Here is a 16551-nt window from a genome sequence, read left to right as displayed (position 1 = left end):
CCATGCGCGCCTGGCTGCTGACACTGAGCCTGGCCTGCCTGCTGCCCGCCAGCCCGGCAAGCCAGGCCCAGGACAGCCTGCGCGACCGGCTCAAGGCCCGCATGGAGCAGCGCCGGGCCGAGCGCGGCAACGCCGCGCCGGCCGCGCTGGAGGAGCTCAAGGTCCAGGGCCGCAAGGTGCTGGTGCATGTGCCCGCCACGCTGGACCCGGCACAGCCCGCACCGCTCGTGTTGGCCTTGCACGGCGGCGGCGGGCACGCCGAGTTCATGGCTGACGATGCCCACTACGCGCTGCAGAAGAAGGCGGACGAAGCCGGATTCATCGTGGCCTTCCCGAACGGCTACAGCAAGCTGCCCGGCGAGAAGTTCGCCACCTGGAACGCGGGCGGCTGCTGCGGCGACGCGCGCGACCGCGGCGTGGACGACGTGGCCTTCGCGCGCGCCGTGGTGGCGGCCGTGCAGGCCCGCTGGCGGGTGGACGCCGCACGGGTGTTCGCCACCGGCATGTCCAACGGCGGCATGATGAGCCACCGCCTGGCTTGCGAAGCGGCCGACGTGTTCCGTGCGGTGGCCTCGGTCGCCGGCACGGACGCCACCGACCGCTGCACGCCCAGCCGGCCGATCTCGGTGCTGCACATCCACGCGCGCGACGACACCCATGTGCTGTTCGACGGCGGAGCCGGCCCGGGCGCCTTCCGCGACACCAGCAAGGTCATGAACTTCGTCTCCGTGCCCGAGACCGTCGCCCGCTGGGTGGCCCGCGACCGCTGCAGCGGCCCGGTGCGCCGCACGCTGGACGTGCCCGGTGCGTTTTGCGAGGTGCACGCCGGCTGCGCCGACGGCCGCGAGGTGCAGTTGTGCGTCACCGAGACCGGCGGTCACTCCTGGCCCGGTGCGCCCACGGTGCGGCGCGGCAAACCGGGCGCGTCCACCGCGCTGGATGCCAACGACGTGATCTGGCGCTTCTTCGAGCAGGCGAGCCGGTGAGGACCGGCCGGCGCTCGCCCCCCGACGCCGCTTTTGACCTTCCGGCCGCCCTGGCCTTGCCGGGGCGGAGTTTGACAACGTTGTCCAGCTCCTTCATCATCTTTTGAAAGCGCTTTCAAACATGATCAATTCACCCCTCTCCCGCCGCGCCCTGACCGCCTCCGTGCTCGCCGCCGCCGGCCTGGCCGCCTGCCTGTCGGCCGCCGCCTCCGGCCCGCCGGCCATCTATGACGAAGAGGCCGACGCGAACGCCGCCATCCGCGCCACGCTGGCCGAGGCCGAGAAGGCCAAGCTGCCGGTGCTGGTGGTGTTCGGCGCCAACTGGTGCGGCGACTGCCGCATGCTGGACGCCACGTTCAAGCACGGCCCGAGCGCGCCGCTGATCGCACAGCGCTTCAAGGTCGTGAAGGTCAATGTCGGCCGCTTCGACCGCAATGTCGACATCGCCGAGCGCTACCGCGTGCCGCTCAAGAAGGGCATCCCGGCCGTGGCGGTGCTGTCGCCCCAAGGCCAGCTCATCTACGCCACCGAAGGCGGCGAACTGGCTGACGCCCGCAAGATGGGCGACCAGGGCGTCTACGACTTCTTCACCCGCATCGCTGCCAAGACCCCGTGACCTCTCTCTCCCGCGCGTCCGCCGCCGTGCGCGCCCAGTTCTTCGTGCTCGGCGTGATGTTTGCGACCTGGGGCGTGCATGTCCCGACCGTCAAGGGCCATTACGGCCTGGGCGAGCAGAGCCTGGCCTTGGCGATGCTGGCCGGCGGCGTGGGCGCGCTGACGGCCCTGGCCCAGGCGGGCCGCGTGGTCGGGCGATGGGGGCCGGCGGCGGTGTCGGGTGCCATGGGCGTGCTTTGCTGTGCCGCCATCGCGGCGCTGCTGGCCTGGCCGGTGTACGGCGCGCTGCTGGCGGTGATGCTGGTGTTCGGCATCAGTGGCAGCCTGATGGATGTGGCCATCAACACGGAGGCCACCGAGATCGAGCACCAGAGCGGCCGCCCGCTGATGAGCGGCTTTCACGGCATGTTCAGCCTCGGCGGCATGGCCGGCGCCAGCCTGGGCAGCGCGGCACCCAGCCTCGGGCTGTCGGCCCAGGGGCATCTCTTCGTGGCCACCGGCCTGGGCGCGGTCGTGTCGCTGCTGGCCAGCCGCGCGATGCTGCCGGTGCCGGATCAGCCGGCTGGCGAGAAGCAGCCGCTGAGCCTGCCGCGCGGCCCGCTGCTGTTGCTGGGCGTGCTGGCGTCGATGGGCCTGATCGCCGAGGGCGCGATGTACGACTGGAGCGTGCTGTTCATGAGGCAGGAGCGCGACAGCGCGGCCTCCACCGCCGCGCTGGCCTATGCCAGCTTCAGCGGCGCGATGGCGGCCGGGCGCTTCGGTGGCGACTGGGTGCGGGCGCGACTCTCGGGCCCGGTGCTCATGCGTGCCAGTGGCGTGCTCGCGGCCGCCGGCATGGCGCTGGCGCTGGCGGTGCCTTCGGCCACCGTGGCGCTGGTGGGCTTCGCCCTGGTGGGCCTGGGGCTGTCGAACGTGGTGCCGGTGCTGTTCAGCGCGGCCTCGCAGGTGCCGGGGGTGTCGTCGGCCCATGGCATCGCCGCGGTGTCGGGCGTGGGCTATCTCGGCATGATGGCCGGGCCGCCGCTGATCGGGCTGGTGGCCGAGCATTCGTCACTCACCCACGGCCTGCTCGTGGTGGTGGTGTTCGCGGTGTTCATGGCGTTGACGGCGAAGCGGGCGCTGCCTCGGCCTTGAGGGTCTGCGCGGCGATGCGCTGCGCGGCGGCCACCTGCGCCGGGGTGAGCCCCAGGTCGCGCCCGGCACGGCTGCTCTCGCCCAGGCTGATGGGGTCGCGCCCGGTGAGGCGGCCGAAGATGACCAAGGCTTCCAGGTAGCTGCCCCAGGGTCCGAAGTGATAGCTGTCGGGGCCCCACAGATTGACCTGCCCCGGCTCGATGCCATCGAACGGGTTGCGGTCGGCCACGCCCGCCTGCACCGCGCGCAGCGCCGCGTCGCCCACGGGCAGCACGCCGGCCACGCAGCCCGCGCGTTGCGCCGCGAGCGCATAGGCGGCACGCAGGTCGGCCTGCATGGCCTCCAGCGTCTGCCCCGCCCATCGGCCGCCCGGCGTGCGGTAGACCTGGTCGGCCCGCGCCCAGGTCTGCAGCAGCAGCACGCGGGCTGCCGGGTTGACGGCATGCACCGCCGCCTCCAGTTCACCCACGGCCGTCACAAACGCCCTGGGGTCGCCCGGCTGGCGCGGGTTGAGCAGGCTGTACTCCTGCAGCACCACCACGTCCCACGGCTGCCCGGTGATGACGCCGCGCTTCTGGTCGAGATGCACCCGCAGCGTCTGCCCGCTGAGCAGCTCGCTCGCAACGCTCACCTGCAACCCGGCTTCGTCGGCCAGCTGCTTGAACACCCCCGGCACGCCGCCATAGCCGGTGCCGTTGAGGTCGGTCACGGCCGCGGCGTTGTAGTGCAGCACGGGTGGCGCATGCCCGTGCAGGAAGCTGTTGCCGACGAACAGGATGCGTTGCGGCGGGCCGCTGGCTGGGGGCGGTGGCAGGCTGCGGTCACAGGCGGCATGGGTGGTCGCCGAAGCAAACAGGACCAGCGGCAGCAGACGAACGAGCAAGCTCATGCCGCGAAGTATGGCCGTGCGAAGTGAACCCTCTGCTAGCCTCATGCAGCGAACTGCAAAGCCCATGAGCGACACGCCCCCCTCGCCCCCAGACGCCGTCCCGTTCCGCGACGCCCTGCGCTTCTGGCTCAAGCTCGGCTGCATCAGCTTCGGCGGGCCGGCTGGCCAGATTGCCATCATGCACACCGAGCTGGTGGAGCGCAGGCGCTGGATCAGCGAGGGCCGCTTCCTGCATGCGCTGAACTACTGCATGGTGCTGCCCGGCCCCGAGGCCCAGCAGCTGGCCACCTACATCGGCTGGCTGATGCACCGCACCTGGGGCGGCCTGGTGGCCGGCGGTCTGTTCGTGCTGCCGTCGCTGGTGCTGCTGATCGGGTTGTCGTGGGTCTATCTCGCCTTCGGCCAGTTGCCGGTGGTGGCGGGGGTGTTCTATGGCCTCAAGCCCGCAGTGACGGCGCTGGTGGTGCATGCGGCGCATCGCATCGGCACGCGCACCTTGAAGAACGGCTGGCTGGTGGCGATCGCCGCGGCGGCCTTTGCGGGCATCACGGTGTTCGGTCTGCCGTTTCCGTTCATCGTGGTGGCAGCAGGCGTCGCGGGCGCGCTCGGGGGGCGCTGGATGCCGCAGGTCTTCACCCGGGCACATGGCGCGGCGGCAGCCCACACCCCGCACGCGCCGGCCGTCATCGACGACGACACCCCCACACCCGCCCATGCCCGCTTCAGCCGCGGCGGCCTGGCCCGGGTGCTGGCCGTCGGCCTGGGCCTGTGGGCGGCCGTGCTGGCTGTGCTGACGGTCGCCTTCGGCTGGCAGGGTGCACTGGCGCAGATGGGCTGGTTCTTCACCAAGGCCGCGTTGCTGACCTTCGGCGGCGCCTACGCGGTGCTGCCCTATGTCTACCAGGGCGCGGTGGAGCAGCAGCAGTGGCTGAGTGCCGCGCAGATGATCGACGGCCTGGCGCTGGGCGAGACGACGCCCGGGCCGCTGATCATGGTGGTGGCCTTCGTCGGCTTCGTGGGCGGGTGGACGCAAGCCCTCTTCGGGCCCGATGCACTGTTCCTGGCCGGCGCCATGGCGGCCCTGGTCGTCACCTTCTTCACCTTCCTGCCGTCCTTCGTCTTCATCCTGGCAGGCGGTCCGCTGATCGAGTCGACCCACGGCCGGCTGCAGTTCACCGCGCCCCTGACCGCCATCACCGCAGCCGTCGTGGGCGTGATCCTGAGCCTGGCGGTGTTTTTCGGGTGGCACGTGCTGTGGCCGCAGGGCGTGCATGGCCCGGTGGACGTGGGCGCGGCAGTCATCGCCCTTGCCGCGGCGGTCGCGCTGTTCCGCTTCAAGCTCGGCGTGCTGCCGGTGCTGGGCGCCTGCGCGGCCTGCGGGCTGGCCTTGCACCTGGTGCGGGGCTGAGAAAGCACAAAGGCCCGCCGAGGCGGGCCTTTGCAGGGCAGGGCGCCGAGGCTTACTGCTTGACGGCTTCGATCTGGATCAGCAGGCGCACGCTGTCCGGGATGCCCGGGATGCCGTAGGTGATGCCCCACTGGCTGCGCTGGATGGTGGCCTCGAAGTCGCCACCGCAGACTTCACGCTTGAGCATGGGGTTGTCGTAGCAGTTGAAGCTGTTGGCGTTGAGCGTGACCGGGTTGGTCTTGCCGCGCAGGGTCAGCTCGCCGCTGACGCTGACCAGCTTGTCGCCGTTGAAGGTGAACTTGTCGCCCACGAACTTGGCGGTCGGGAACTCCGCGGCGGCGAAGAAGTCCTTGCTCTTCAGGTGGCCGTCGAACGGGCCGATGCCGGTGGAGATGGAGTTCATGTCCAGCGTCACGTCGACCTTGCCGGTCTTGGCGGCCTTGTCGTAGACGATGGTGCCTTCCTTCTTGTCCCAGCGGCCGCGGTTGGTGCTGGTGCCGAAGTGCTTGGCCTCGAAATAGACCTGCGTGTGGGTGGGCTCGACGGCGTAGGTGGCGCTCTGGGCGTGAGCGGCGCCGAAGGCGGCGAACAGGGCGGTCAGCAGCAGGGCTTTCTTCATCGGGAGGATCTCCGGGGTGGGGGTTGGGGTGAAGGAACTCAGAGGCCGGCGAAGGCCAGCTTGAACTTGACGGTGACGTCGTTGGCGACGATGGAGGTGTCGGCCCATTCGCCGTCACCGATCTTGAAATCCAGGCGCTTGATCGGCACGCTGCCGCTGGCCACGCCACCGGCGACGGTGATGGGCACCACCAGGTCACGCGCGGCGCCCTTGATGGTCAGCTTGCCGGCCACGTCGTACTTGCCGGGGCCGGTGGCCTTGATGCCGGTGGACACGAAAGTGGCCTTGCCGTTGCGCTTGGTGTCGAACCAGGTGGCGCCGGCCAGCTCCTTGTCAAAGCTCGGGTCACCCAGCGAGACGCTGCCCAGATCGACGGTGAAGGCGATCTTGCCGGCCTCAGGCTTCTTGGCGTCGAAGTCGAGCTGAGCTTCGAATTTCTTGAACTTGCCGTCGACCGGCACGCCCATCTGCTTGAAGGTGAAGGTCACGTCGCTCTTCTCGGGCTGCAGGGTGGCCGCCTGGGCGGGCAGCAGGGCAGCGGTGAACAACAGGGAGGCGAACAGCTTGGTCATGGGAAGGTCCTCGTTCAGGAGCGGCGCAGCGACATGCGCGCCAGCAGGCCGTCTCGGTCGATGAATTGATGCTTGAGCGCGCCGCCCACATGGGCCAGCACCAGCACGGCCAGGCCCCAGGCCAGCGCCGCATGCACCTGCTCGAGCAGCTCGCCCAGGTCATGGTCCTTGGGCACGAAGTCGGGCAGCGGCAGCACGCCGAACCACACGATGGGGTAACCCTTGGCGGAGCTCATGGCCCAGCCGGTCAGGGGGACCGCGAAGAAGGTGATGTACAGCAGCAGGTGCACCGCATGGGCCGCGCGTGCCTGCCACGCGGGCATGGGCGCGTCGGCAGGCGGACGGTGCGTCAGGCGCCACAGCAGGCGCAGCGCCGACAGCGCCAGGATGGTGACGCCGGCCCACTTGTGCCAGTTGTAAAGCTTGAGCCGCGTCGGCGAGAACGGCAGGTCGCTCATGTACACGCCCATGCAGAAGGCGCCGATGATGGCCAGGGCCAGCAACCAGTGCAGCACGATGGCGACGGGGGTGTAACGAGCAGGGCTTGTCATGGGCATGGAGTGTGTTCCTCGCAGGGGTGGCGTCGGTTCATGGCCCTTGTCGCCAATGTTCAGCGATTTTGAACACGGGCGCCCGCCAGGGGTCAAGTCAGTTCAGCGGGCGGGGCTCGAAGGGCGGGGGCCGCGGCCCACGAGGAACACGCCCGCCAGCACCAGCGTGGTGCCCACGCCGATCCAGCCGTTCAGCGGCTCACCGAGGATGAAATAGCCCATCAGCAGCGTGCTCATCGGGCCGACCATGCCGACCTGGGAGGACAGCGGCGCGCCAATACGGGCAATGGCCAGCATGACCATCAGCACGGGAGCGACCGTGCAGGCCGTCGCGTTCAGCAGCGACAAGCCCATGACAGGGGTGGGCACCAGCGCATCCGCCATGGGGCGCAGCAGCAGGAACTGGCCGATGCACAGCACGCAGGCCACGCTGCTGGCCAGCCCCGCCAGGCGCAGGGCGCCCAGGCGTTGCACGACCTTGCCGCTCAGCGCGAGGTAGATCGCGTAGCTGATCGCACTGCCGAACACCAGCGCGGCACCGACGGCGGTGTTCACGCCCTCGAAGTGCAACTCATGCGCGAACACCGCCACCACGCCGGCATAGCTGACGGCCATCGCCAGCACCTGCCGCGCCTGCAGCCGGTGGTGAAAGCACACCACCGAGATCAGCAGCACCAGCGTCGGGTTGAGATACAGGATGAGGCGCTCAAGGCTGGCCGTGATGTAGGCCAGGCCGGCAAAGTCCAGGTAACTGGCGAGGTAGTAGCCGGTGAAGCCGAGCACGGCAATATCGCGCCAGTCACGCCGCGTGAGCGCCGGCTGGCCCCGCCCGGCCCACCAGGCCATGGCCAGGAAGAAGGGCATGGCCAGCAGCATGCGCCACATCAACAGCGTGACCGCATCGACACCATGCCGGTAGGCGAGCTTGACGATGATGGCCTTGCCCGAGAAGCCGATGGCGCCCAGCATGGCCATCAGCAGGCCGGGCCAGAGACGGCGCGGCGTCACCGCGCCAGGAGAGGAAACTGCATGCGCCCAGTCTAGGCGCGACAGCCTGCGCGCGCAGCGAAGCGCGTCCGCATGCGCGGGCAAGCGTCGCTGGGGTCAGGCGGCCGACTTGTCGCGCTTGAAGAACTTCGTCACGACGGCGCCCAGGCCGACCACGGCCAGGAAGATCACCTTCGCGAACTTGGCGGCGAAGGCGGCAATGACGGCCAGCAGGCCGAGCTTCTTGGCGCCTACCCCGAGCACCAGGGCGGCGAGGCCGTACTCGGCGACATGGTCGGTGGAGGCGTTGAAGTCTTCATAGCGCTTGCCGGCATCAAACTCCAACGCGCCGAGCAGCGCCTGGGCATCGGGCTTCTGGGCCGGCAGGTTTTTCAAGTCGGTGACGAAGTTCAAACTCAGGTAGCCCTCGCGGCCGAGGGCGTAGGTGTTGTAGTTGACGCCCCGGCCTGCGTCGTCGGGGGCGCCTTTTTCCTTGGAGCTCATGGCCCAGACCAACCGATGGCTGCCCGCCTCGTAGGCCGGCGGCTCGGCCCAGCCGACGATCTCCAGCGCCGGCACACCCATCTTCACGCGCTCGGCGTTGCTGGCTTCGGTGCCCTCCTTGTAGCTGGTGAGCAGCTCGTCGGCCTTCCAGTCCTTGGCATCGCCGTCCTTCACATAACCCGACGGGATGTAGCGCAGCGTGGCGAACCACTCGCCGCCGCCCTGCGGAAAGATCAGGCCGGCCAGCTCGCTGTGCTGGCCGGGGTTGCCCATGGCGGTGAGCAGCTTGCCGGCCTGAGGCTGGGGAATGAAGATGCGCCCCTGGGGCAGGTGCAGCTTGGCCTGGCCGGCGATCGCAACATCCGCCGGCCCGACCTGAGCGGCCGCCTTGGCCTCCGTCCAGGCGGGGTTCTCGGCCGGTGCATCGGCCGCACGCACCGCGAGTGCCGCGCAGGCCAGCGAAGCGGCCAGCAGGCCGCACAGGATCTTGTTCATGGGCTCTCCCTCGTTGAGGCAGCCAGTCTAGGCAGGCGAGCTCCTGGCCCCGACCCGGGAATGTCCGACGTCGGGAGGATTCACCGCCATGGGCGGCGGGGCCCCTCAGGTCAGGCGGTACTGGGCGCGCAGCCGCGCCGCGGTGCCGTTGGCTTCCAGCGCCTGCATGGCGGCGGTCAGGCGCGCCAGCCGGGCGGGCTCCAGCGTGGTGGCGCGGGCCACCAGCAGCGGCTCCGCCGCAAACACCGCCGGCAGCAGGCGCACCTGATCCTGCAGCCCCTCCGCCTGGATCAGCTGCCGCAGCATGGGCTCGGACTGGTAGAAGAAGCGCCCACGGCCGCGCAACAGCTTGCGCATGTTTTGCAGATGATCGGTGCCGCCATCATCCACCTTCAGGCCTGGCTGACGCAGCAGATAGCTGGTGTAGGCCGTGCCGCGCGTGGCCAGCACCACGCCCTGCTCGCCCAGCGCGCGGATGTCGTCGAAGCCCTGCACCGCGTCCACTTCGCGGTCGTCCGCCCGCACCGCGACGCGGTGACGGGAGATGTACAGCGGCGGCTGTTCGATGAAGCGAAAGCGCTCCAGCCGGGCCACGGTGCTGAGCAGGCCGAAGAACACATCCAGCGTGCCCGTGGCGAGTTCGCGCTCGATGCGCAGCACCGGCAGAAACTGCTGCAGCCCCTCGAACTGCAGGCCGGCATCGTGCGCCACCAGCGCGCGGATGTACTCGGTGCAGAAGCCCGCCGGCACATCGCCCGGGCGACCGAACTTGTGCGGCACGCCAGCCTCCGCTGCCGTTCGCAGCACGACGCTCGGCTCTGCAGCCGGCACACCGGTGCTGAAAGACAGCAAGGCGGCCAGGACGGTGCGGCGATGGCTCATCGGCGCATTATTGGCGGCCCGTGCAAACGGCGCGACCTCACGGTGCGGGATGACCTGCGTCGGGTTTTCCACGCCCGGGCCCGGCCCGCCCGTCAAGTCAAATCCGGGCGCTGAGGGAGAACAGGAGAACAACACATGACCCCGCATTGCCGAAGCCGCCGGCTGCTGGCCCTGCTCGCCGGTCTGCTGATGGCGGCGTTGGGCGGCTGCGCCACCACGCCCCCCGCGCCGCCCGCCTGCGACCAGCCGGAGGCCCAGTGCACGGGCGAAGTGCTGGAGGCCTTGCAGGCCTGGCAAGACGCCTACAACCGCCGTGACCCGGTGGCGCTACGCAGGCTCTACGCGCCCGGCGCGCTGATCACCGACGACGAGTTCAGCGCCGTGCCCAAGTCCGGCGAGGGCGTGCCGGTGTTCTTCGACGACCTGGCCCGCCGACCCAGCGCGCGCATGCGCTGGGTGATCGGCAACCTGAACTTCTTCGGCAACACCGCGGTGCGGTCCGGCGAATGCGAGTTCGACGAAGAGCTGGACGGCAAGATCGTCACCCGCCCGGTGCGCTACAGCCTGGCCTACCAGCGGTTCGACGGCGAATGGCTGATCGTGCTGCAGCACCTCACCATCAGGCCCTGACCCAGCCCTGAAAGCACCGAGCCCCGCGCACCGGCCTCAGCCAGCGCGCGGGGCCCGGCGAGCCGAGACGGTCAGACGCGCGCCAGCAGGGCGTCCCACTTGGCCTTGGCGGCCTTCTCGTGGCGCGCCTTCACGTGGCCATAGCCGCGGATCTCTTCGGGCACGCGGGCCAGTTCGACGGCGGTGACCAGCGACTCGGCCGTGAGGCCGGCCAGCGCCTTCTCGATGCCGGCTCGGTAGTCGGCAATCCAGCGGCGCTCCATCTTGCGCTCTTCGGTGTGACCGAAGACGTCCAGGGCCGTGCCGCGCAGGCCCTTCATCTTGGCCAGCAGACCGAAGGCCGGACGGATCCAGCTGCCGAACGGACGCTTGACCAGCTCACCCTTGGCGTTGGTCTTGGCCAGCAGTGGCGGCGCCAGGTGGTGCACCAGCTTGTAGTCGCCCTCGAACATGCCGGCGATCTTGGCGGTGAAGGCCGCATCGGTGTGCAGGCGCGCCACCTCGTACTCGTCCTTGTAGGCCATCAGCTTGAACAGGTAGCGGGCCACGGCTTCCGTCAGCGTGGTCTTGCTGCCCAGCTTGGACTCGGCCGCACGCACCTTCTCGACGAAGGCCTTGTACTCGGCCGCGTAAGCCGCGTTCTGGTAGCCGGTCAGGAAGTCCACGCGCTTGGCCACCATCTCATCAACGCTCTGGCGCTTGACGAGCTGGATGACGGCCTGGGCGGCATACAGCGACTGCACCGCCTTCAGGTCATGCGCGCAGCGCCGGCCCCACTCGAAGGCGGCCTTGTTGTTGTCCACCTGCACGGCGTTGAGCTCGATGGCGCGCATCAGCGCGTCGTAGCTCAGCGGGATGCGGCCCTGCTGCCAGGCATAGCCCATCATCAGCGGGTTGGTGTAGAGCGAGTCGCCCAGCAGCTTGACGGCCACTTCCTCGGCATCGAACGCGCCCAGGTGGCCGGCGCCCACGGCCTTGCCCAGCGCCTGCTCGCAAGCCGTGCCGGGGAAGGTCCAGTCGGGGTTGTTGACCAAGGTCGCCGTGGGCGAGCCGTGGGTGTTCAGGGCCACAAACGTGCGCCCCTCGCGCATGACGGCGAGCGTGGCCTTGTTGGCGGCCACGATGGCATCACAGGCGATGACGAGGTCGGCCTCGGCGGTGCCGACCTTGGTGCAGTGGATGGCCTCGGGCGTGTTGGCGATCTGGATGTGGCTCCAGGTCGCGCCGCCCTTCTGGGCCAGGCCTGCGGCGTCCTGGGTGATGACGCCCTTGCCTTCGAGGTGCGCGGCCATGCCGAGCAGCTGGCCGATGGTGATGACGCCCGTGCCGCCCACGCCGGCCACCACGATGCCCCAGGCGTCTTCCGCGTTGGGGATGACGGGCATCGGCAGGCTGGGCAGGCCGGCGTCGAAGGGGCTCTTGCGGGACTCCTTTTTGGGCTTCTTCAGCTCGCCGCCTTCGACCGTGACAAAGCTCGGGCAGAAGCCCTTCACGCAGGAGTAGTCCTTGTTGCAGGTGTTCTGGTTGATCTGGCGCTTGCGGCCGAACTCCGTCTCCAGCGGCTCCACGCTCAGGCAGTTGGACTGCACCGAGCAGTCGCCGCAGCCCTCGCACACCAGCTCGTTGATGACGACGCGCTTGGCCGGGTCCACCAGCTTGCCGCGCTTCCTGCGGCGGCGCTTCTCGGTGGCGCAGGTCTGGTCGTAGATGATGGCCGTGGTGCCCGGGATCTCGCGGAACTGGCGCTGGATCTCGTCAAGCTCGTCGCGGTGGTGCACGGTCACGCCCGGCGCCAGCGCCACGCCTTCGTACTTGGCCGGCTCGTCGGTCACGATGACCAGCTTCTTCACGCCCTCCGAGATCACGCTGTTCATGATCTGGATGACGGTGTGGCCTTCGGGCCGCTCGCCCACCTGCTGGCCGCCGGTCATGGCGACCGCGTCGTTGTAGAGGATCTTGTAGGTGATGTTCACGCCCGCGGCGATGCTCTGGCGGATGGCCAGGCTGCCGCTGTGGAAGTAGGTGCCGTCACCGAGGTTGCTGAAGATGTGCTTCTCGTCGGTGAACGGCGCCTGGCCCACCCAGGGCACGCCCTCGCCGCCCATCTGCGTGAAGGTGGCCGTGTTGCGGCCAGGCATCCAGGTCACCATGTAGTGGCAGCCGATGCCGCCGACCGCGCGCGAGCCGTCGGGCACGCGAGTGGAGGTGTTGTGCGGGCAGCCGGAGCAGAACCACGGCGTGCGGTCGGCGCCGCCGGCGGTCTGCTCCTCGGCCTTGAGCGACGCTTCCTTGGCGTCGATGATGGCCATGCGGGCGTCCAGCCGCGCCACGATGTCGGCATCCACCCCGAGCTTCTTCAGGCGCTTGGTGATGGCGCGGGCGATGATGGCCGGCGTGAGGTCCGCCTGCGGGCGCAGCAGCCAGTGCTCGCTCGGGTTGGGCACGCTCCACTCGCCGCCGTCCGCGTCGCCCGCGTCGAACTTGCCGAGCACGTTCGGGCGCACGTCGGGGCGCCAGTTGTAGAGCTCTTCCTTGACCTGGTATTCGATGATCTGGCGCTTTTCCTCGACGACCAGGATCTCCTGCAAGCCCTTGGCAAACTCGCGCGCCACCTGGGCTTCGAGCGGCCACACCACGTTGACCTTGTGCAGCCGGATGCCGATGCGCCGGCAGGTCTCGTCGTCCAGGCCCAGGTCGTGCAGCGCCTGGCGGGTGTCGTTGTAGGCCTTGCCGCTGGTGATGATGCCGAAGCGATCGTTCGGGCCTTCGATGACGTTGTAGTTCAGGCGATTGGCGCGGATGTAGGCCAGGGCCGCGTACCACTTGAAGTTCATCATCCGCGACTCCTGCTCCAGCGGCGGGTCGGGCCAGCGGATGTGCAGGCCGCCCGGGGGCATGACGAAGTCCTCGGGCAGGATGATGTTGACGCGGTCGGGGTCCACGCTGACCGACGCCGAGCTCTCGACGATCTCCTGGATGGTCTTCATGCCGGCCCACAGGCCCGAGAAGCGGCTCATCGCGAAGGCATGCAGGCCCATGTCCAGGATGTCCTGCACGCTGCTCGGGAAGAAGGTCGGGAAGCCGACCGCCTTGAAGACGTGGTCGCTCTGGTGGGCGGCGGTGGAGCTCTTGGCGATGTGGTCGTCACCCGCAATCGCGATGACGCCGCCGTGCTTGGACGTGCCCGCCATGTTGGCGTGCTTGAACACGTCGATGCAGCGGTCCACACCCGGGCCCTTGCCGTACCAGAGGCCGAAGACGCCGTCGAACTTGGCCTTCTCGGGGAAGAGGTCGAGCTGCTGCGTGCCCCACACGGCGGTCGCGCCGAGCTCTTCGTTCACGCCGGGCTGGAAGACGATGTTCTGCTTGGCCAGGTGCTTCTTGGCGGCAAACAGCGCCTGGTCATAGCCGCCCAGCGGCGAGCCGCGGTAGCCGCTGATGAAGCCGGCGGTGTTCAGGCCGGCCATCGCATCGCGCGTGCGCTGCAGCATGGGCAACCGCACCAGGGCCTGCACGCCGCTCATGAAGGCACGACCGGCATCGAGCGCATATTTGTCGTCGAGCGTGACGGTCTGCAGGGCGCGCAGGATGTGTTCGGGCAGCGGGGCGTTCATCGGGGGTCTCCTGAAACGGGGCGCCCGGGCGGACCGCCCTTGTGGAGCAGGCGCGCGGGCGTCGGGCCAGTATGGCCGGACCGGGCAGTGTAGGGAAATGAAGGGGCACAGTGCTTTCTCATTCACGCCCAATTCCGCCGGGAAGCGCAAAGTTCTTGCTTTGATTTGCCGATTTCGCTTCAATCCGTATCGAGACTTCGCCGATCAGGGCAAACCATGAGTTCCGAAGAAGCCACGCCCGAAGCGCTGGACCGCCACCACATCGCCATCCTGGCCGCGCTGCAGGCGGATGCGCGCCTGTCCAACGCCGAGCTAGCCCAGCGCATCGGCCTCTCGGCCGCGCCCACGTGGCGCCGCGTGAAGTGGCTGGAGGAGCAGGGCTACATCACCGGCTACCGCGCCGAGATCGACCGGCGCAAGCTGGGCCTGGGCGTGCTGGCCTTCGTGCGGGTGGACGCCGAGCGCAGCGCAGGCGCCGCCACCAAGCCGCTGGAAGACGCCATCCGGCAGCTGCCCGAGGTCATCGCCTGCCACTACATCTCGGGTGCCGGCACCTTCGAGCTGCAGGTCATGGCGACCGACCTGGACGCCTTCTCGCGCTTTTCCATCGACACCCTGCTGAACCTGCCGAATGTGAAAGACATTCACACCAGCTTCTCACTGGGTGAGGTCAAGGCCAGCGGCGTGCTGCCCCTCGGTCACCTGAAAGGCTGATGCCCATGCGACTCGCCCTGGTCTCCGACATCCACGGCAACCTGCCCGCGCTGGAAGCCGTGGCCGCCGACATCCGCCGCCGCGGCGTCGACCAGGTGCTGTGCCTGGGCGACAACCTCTCCGGCCCACTGATGCCCCTGGAAACCGCGCAATGGCTGATGGCCTCGGGCTGGCCGGTGCTGGCGGGCAACCACGAGCGGCAGATCCTCGAATGGACGCCGGAGGCCGGCGGCGCCTCGGACGGCTTCGCGCGCGCCGCACTCGGCAGCGCCGAACTCGCCTGGGTGCGCGGCCTGCCGGCGACCTGGGCCTGGGCGCCCGGCGTCTTCCTCTGCCACGGCACACCGCGGCAGGACGACGAGCACTTCCTGGAGACGCCACGGCAAGGCGCCCTGGTGCTGGCGACCGAGGACGAGATCGAGGCGCGCCTGGCGGGGCAGACGAGCGCCCTCGTGGCCTGCGGCCACAGCCATGTGCCCCGCACCGTGCGCACCGCCCGCGGCCAGTGGCTGGTGAACCCGGGCAGCGTCGGCCTGCAGGCCTATGTGGACGATGAGCCGGAGCGCTACGTCGTCCAGCGCGGCACGCCCGATGCGCACTACGCCATCGTCGAACAGCAGGGCACCGCTTGGCAGTGCAGCCTGCATGCCGTGCCCTACGGCCATGACGCGATGGCCGCCCTCGCGGCGCGCCACGGCCGGCCGGAGTGGGCCCAGGCCCTGCGCACCGGCCGCGTGAACTGAAGCCGCCAAGCGGTTAGGCTGGCGGCATGCAGGTGACACCCCTGAAGCGGCTGGCTGATCTTTGGCTGGGCACCGACCCCGTCCAGCGCCTGCGCCTTCGCCAGACGAGCCTGGCCATGGCCCTGATGGCCCTGTGCGCGCCGGTGCTGCACTATTGCGTGCTGATCGCCCATGGCGAGCGCGGCCCGTGGCTGTGGCTCTGGACGGCCTGGTCGGTGGGCGGCATGGCGCTGTTCTACGGCTGCATCCGCAGCGGCCACTCCTGCCGTTTCGCAGACCCTTCGCTCACCAGCGTGCAGATCGCCTTCGCCATCAGCTCGGCTGCCTTCGGCTATGCGCTGGCCGGGCCGCTGCGCGGGGCGGTCTTCCCGGTGCTGACGCTGATCCTGATGTTCGGCATGTTCCAGCTGCGGGCGCGCAGCGCCTATGCGCTGAGCTTCTTCGCCCTGGTGCTGTTCGGCGCGGTGATGACCACCATGGCCCTGCGCCAGCCCGACAGCTACCCGCCGCTGGTCGAGTTGGGCCACTTCCTGATGCTCGCGCTGATGCTGCCCGCTGTGGCGGTGCTGACGGCGCGGATGAGCGTCATCCGCCAGCGGCTGTCACAGCAGCGCCAGGACCTCGCGCGGGCGCTGGCGCAGCTGGAAGTGATCGCCACGCGCGATGAACTCACCGGCCTGCCCAACCGGCGGCAGATGCAGGCCCTGATGGACCAGGAGCTGCTGCGGAGCCAGCGCCATCCACACGACTTCTGCATCGCCCTGGTCGACCTCGACCACTTCAAACGCATCAACGACAGCCAGGGCCACGCGGCCGGCGACACCGTGCTGCGCCATTTCGCCCAGGCCGGCCAGGCGGCGCTGCGGGCCACCGATGTCCTGGCGCGCTGGGGCGGCGAGGAGTTTCTCGTGCTGCTGCCGGACACCCCACTGCCCCAGGCCCAGGCTGCGCTTGAGCGGCTGCGGGAACAGGTGGCCGCCCTGAGCGTCAGGATCGCCGAGGGCGGCGAGATCCGGCTCACCGTGTCCATCGGCCTGGCCGCCCATCGAGCGGGCGACACCCTCGCGCAGACCCTGGCGCGCGCAGACCGCTGGCTTTACGAAGCCAAGGCCCAGGGCCGCAACCGGCTGCAGGCCGATGCGCCCACCGAGGCGCCGGCTGCCCGGCTGGCATAGTCGGCGACCTCACCGCTCCCTGCCCTGCGCATG

The 16551-nt window shown here is 69.5% G+C and carries 16 protein-coding genes; 8 read left to right on the top strand and 8 right to left on the bottom strand.

The features are described 5' to 3' along the window. The first annotated feature begins 2 nt into the window (after nucleotides 1–2). The 3 genes from CDO81_RS08745 to CDO81_RS08735 all read left to right on the top strand — a co-directional run bounded on the left by CDO81_RS08745 (nucleotide 3) and on the right by CDO81_RS08735 (nucleotide 2735). Nucleotides 3–986 carry an extracellular catalytic domain type 1 short-chain-length polyhydroxyalkanoate depolymerase gene (locus tag CDO81_RS08745; protein ID WP_206602086.1) on the top strand — a complete coding sequence of 328 codons (984 nt, stop codon included), beginning with the start codon at nucleotides 3–5 and terminating at the stop codon, nucleotides 984–986. 121 nt (nucleotides 987–1107) lie between these two features. Then, nucleotides 1108–1602, top strand: coding sequence for a thioredoxin family protein (locus tag CDO81_RS08740; RefSeq protein WP_088482791.1), 495 nt, complete (start codon nucleotides 1108–1110; stop codon nucleotides 1600–1602). Continuing rightward, the gene (locus tag CDO81_RS08735) at nucleotides 1599–2735 is read left to right on the top strand and encodes an MFS transporter (RefSeq protein WP_241516924.1); all 1137 of its coding nucleotides are present in this window, start codon (nucleotides 1599–1601) and stop codon (nucleotides 2733–2735) included. Before CDO81_RS08740 ends, CDO81_RS08735 begins: the two co-directional genes overlap by 4 nt. Here the strand turns inward: CDO81_RS08735 and CDO81_RS08730 are convergent. Beyond that, complete coding sequence (locus CDO81_RS08730) at nucleotides 2695–3624, bottom strand: PEP-CTERM sorting domain-containing protein (protein WP_088482790.1); 930 nt, start codon at nucleotides 3622–3624, stop codon at nucleotides 2695–2697. The genes CDO81_RS08735 and CDO81_RS08730 overlap by 41 nt on opposite strands. Nucleotides 3625–3688: 64 nt before the next feature. Here CDO81_RS08730 and chrA point away from each other — a divergent pair, with 64 nt between their 5' ends. Continuing rightward, nucleotides 3689–5032 carry a chromate efflux transporter gene (chrA, locus tag CDO81_RS08725; protein WP_088482789.1) on the top strand — a complete coding sequence of 448 codons (1344 nt, stop codon included), beginning with the start codon at nucleotides 3689–3691 and terminating at the stop codon, nucleotides 5030–5032. Between the two features lie 52 nt (nucleotides 5033–5084). Here chrA and CDO81_RS08720 read toward each other — a convergent pair whose 3' ends face one another. From CDO81_RS08720 to CDO81_RS08695, 6 genes are all read right to left on the bottom strand, one after another. Further along, nucleotides 5085–5651 carry a YceI family protein gene (locus CDO81_RS08720; protein WP_088482788.1) on the bottom strand — a complete coding sequence of 189 codons (567 nt, stop codon included), beginning with the start codon at nucleotides 5649–5651 and terminating at the stop codon, nucleotides 5085–5087. A gap of 38 nt (nucleotides 5652–5689) precedes the next feature. Beyond that, nucleotides 5690–6223, bottom strand: a complete 534-nt coding sequence (locus tag CDO81_RS08715) for a YceI family protein (protein ID WP_088482787.1) — start codon at nucleotides 6221–6223, stop codon at nucleotides 5690–5692. A gap of 14 nt (nucleotides 6224–6237) precedes the next feature. Continuing rightward, on the bottom strand, nucleotides 6238–6780 hold the full coding sequence (locus CDO81_RS08710) for a cytochrome b (protein WP_088482786.1): 543 nt from the start codon (nucleotides 6778–6780) through the stop codon (nucleotides 6238–6240). A 96-nt stretch (nucleotides 6781–6876) separates the two neighbouring features. Continuing rightward, nucleotides 6877–7749, bottom strand: coding sequence for a DMT family transporter (locus CDO81_RS08705; protein ID WP_088483039.1), 873 nt, complete (start codon nucleotides 7747–7749; stop codon nucleotides 6877–6879). Between the two features lie 129 nt (nucleotides 7750–7878). Beyond that, nucleotides 7879–8760 carry a DUF2167 domain-containing protein gene (locus CDO81_RS08700; protein ID WP_088482785.1) on the bottom strand — a complete coding sequence of 294 codons (882 nt, stop codon included), beginning with the start codon at nucleotides 8758–8760 and terminating at the stop codon, nucleotides 7879–7881. A 105-nt stretch (nucleotides 8761–8865) separates the two neighbouring features. Then, complete coding sequence (locus CDO81_RS08695) at nucleotides 8866–9642, bottom strand: substrate-binding periplasmic protein (RefSeq protein ID WP_158218202.1); 777 nt, start codon at nucleotides 9640–9642, stop codon at nucleotides 8866–8868. A 135-nt stretch (nucleotides 9643–9777) separates the two neighbouring features. Here CDO81_RS08695 and CDO81_RS08690 point away from each other — a divergent pair, with 135 nt between their 5' ends. Then, nucleotides 9778–10272, top strand: a complete 495-nt coding sequence (locus tag CDO81_RS08690; RefSeq protein ID WP_088483038.1) for a DUF4440 domain-containing protein — start codon at nucleotides 9778–9780, stop codon at nucleotides 10270–10272. A 71-nt stretch (nucleotides 10273–10343) separates the two neighbouring features. Here CDO81_RS08690 and CDO81_RS08685 read toward each other — a convergent pair whose 3' ends face one another. Continuing rightward, nucleotides 10344–13886: an indolepyruvate ferredoxin oxidoreductase family protein gene (locus tag CDO81_RS08685; RefSeq protein WP_088482783.1), complete on the bottom strand. Its 3543-nt coding sequence runs from the start codon at nucleotides 13884–13886 to the stop codon at nucleotides 10344–10346. Nucleotides 13887–14102: 216 nt separating this feature from the next. On the opposite strand from CDO81_RS08685, the gene CDO81_RS08680 reads away from it, so the two are divergent. The 3 genes from CDO81_RS08680 to CDO81_RS08670 are packed head-to-tail and all read left to right on the top strand — an operon-like array spanning nucleotide 14103 to nucleotide 16518. Continuing rightward, nucleotides 14103–14600, top strand: coding sequence for an Lrp/AsnC family transcriptional regulator (locus CDO81_RS08680; protein ID WP_088482782.1), 498 nt, complete (start codon nucleotides 14103–14105; stop codon nucleotides 14598–14600). A 5-nt stretch (nucleotides 14601–14605) separates the two neighbouring features. Then, nucleotides 14606–15343, top strand: coding sequence for a metallophosphoesterase family protein (locus tag CDO81_RS08675; protein WP_088483037.1), 738 nt, complete (start codon nucleotides 14606–14608; stop codon nucleotides 15341–15343). Nucleotides 15344–15369: 26 nt separating this feature from the next. Then, the gene (locus CDO81_RS08670; RefSeq protein ID WP_088482781.1) at nucleotides 15370–16518 is read left to right on the top strand and encodes a GGDEF domain-containing protein; all 1149 of its coding nucleotides are present in this window, start codon (nucleotides 15370–15372) and stop codon (nucleotides 16516–16518) included. Nucleotides 16519–16551 lie beyond the last annotated feature (33 nt).

The sequence above is a fragment of the Roseateles puraquae genome, from assembly GCF_002205845.1.
GTDB classification, from domain to species: domain Bacteria; phylum Pseudomonadota; class Gammaproteobacteria; order Burkholderiales; family Burkholderiaceae_C; genus Pelomonas; species Pelomonas puraquae.
The sequence above is the reverse complement of the archived record's forward strand: the minus strand, read 5'-3'. Positions and strand labels throughout refer to the sequence as shown.

What these genes read in the sequence shown, in the direction of transcription:
- CDO81_RS08690 (WP_088483038.1), top strand. Translation starts at nt 9,778, where the DNA reads ATGACCCCGCATTGCCGAAGCCGCCGGCTGCTGGCCCTGCTCGCCGGT.
- CDO81_RS08710 (WP_088482786.1), bottom strand. Translation starts at nt 6,780, where the DNA reads ATGCCCATGACAAGCCCTGCTCGTTACACCCCCGTCGCCATCGTGCTG.
- CDO81_RS08700 (WP_088482785.1), bottom strand. Translation starts at nt 8,760, where the DNA reads ATGAACAAGATCCTGTGCGGCCTGCTGGCCGCTTCGCTGGCCTGCGCG.
- CDO81_RS08670 (WP_088482781.1), top strand. Translation starts at nt 15,370, where the DNA reads ATGCAGGTGACACCCCTGAAGCGGCTGGCTGATCTTTGGCTGGGCACC.
- CDO81_RS08695 (WP_158218202.1), bottom strand. Translation starts at nt 9,642, where the DNA reads ATGAGCCATCGCCGCACCGTCCTGGCCGCCTTGCTGTCTTTCAGCACC.
- CDO81_RS08745 (WP_206602086.1), top strand. Translation starts at nt 3, where the DNA reads ATGCGCGCCTGGCTGCTGACACTGAGCCTGGCCTGCCTGCTGCCCGCC.
- CDO81_RS08740 (WP_088482791.1), top strand. Translation starts at nt 1,108, where the DNA reads ATGATCAATTCACCCCTCTCCCGCCGCGCCCTGACCGCCTCCGTGCTC.
- CDO81_RS08730 (WP_088482790.1), bottom strand. Translation starts at nt 3,624, where the DNA reads ATGAGCTTGCTCGTTCGTCTGCTGCCGCTGGTCCTGTTTGCTTCGGCG.
- chrA (WP_088482789.1), top strand. Translation starts at nt 3,689, where the DNA reads ATGAGCGACACGCCCCCCTCGCCCCCAGACGCCGTCCCGTTCCGCGAC.
- CDO81_RS08715 (WP_088482787.1), bottom strand. Translation starts at nt 6,223, where the DNA reads ATGACCAAGCTGTTCGCCTCCCTGTTGTTCACCGCTGCCCTGCTGCCC.
- CDO81_RS08675 (WP_088483037.1), top strand. Translation starts at nt 14,606, where the DNA reads ATGCGACTCGCCCTGGTCTCCGACATCCACGGCAACCTGCCCGCGCTG.
- CDO81_RS08685 (WP_088482783.1), bottom strand. Translation starts at nt 13,886, where the DNA reads ATGAACGCCCCGCTGCCCGAACACATCCTGCGCGCCCTGCAGACCGTC.
- CDO81_RS08720 (WP_088482788.1), bottom strand. Translation starts at nt 5,651, where the DNA reads ATGAAGAAAGCCCTGCTGCTGACCGCCCTGTTCGCCGCCTTCGGCGCC.
- CDO81_RS08705 (WP_088483039.1), bottom strand. Translation starts at nt 7,749, where the DNA reads ATGGCCATGCTGGGCGCCATCGGCTTCTCGGGCAAGGCCATCATCGTC.
- CDO81_RS08680 (WP_088482782.1), top strand. Translation starts at nt 14,103, where the DNA reads ATGAGTTCCGAAGAAGCCACGCCCGAAGCGCTGGACCGCCACCACATC.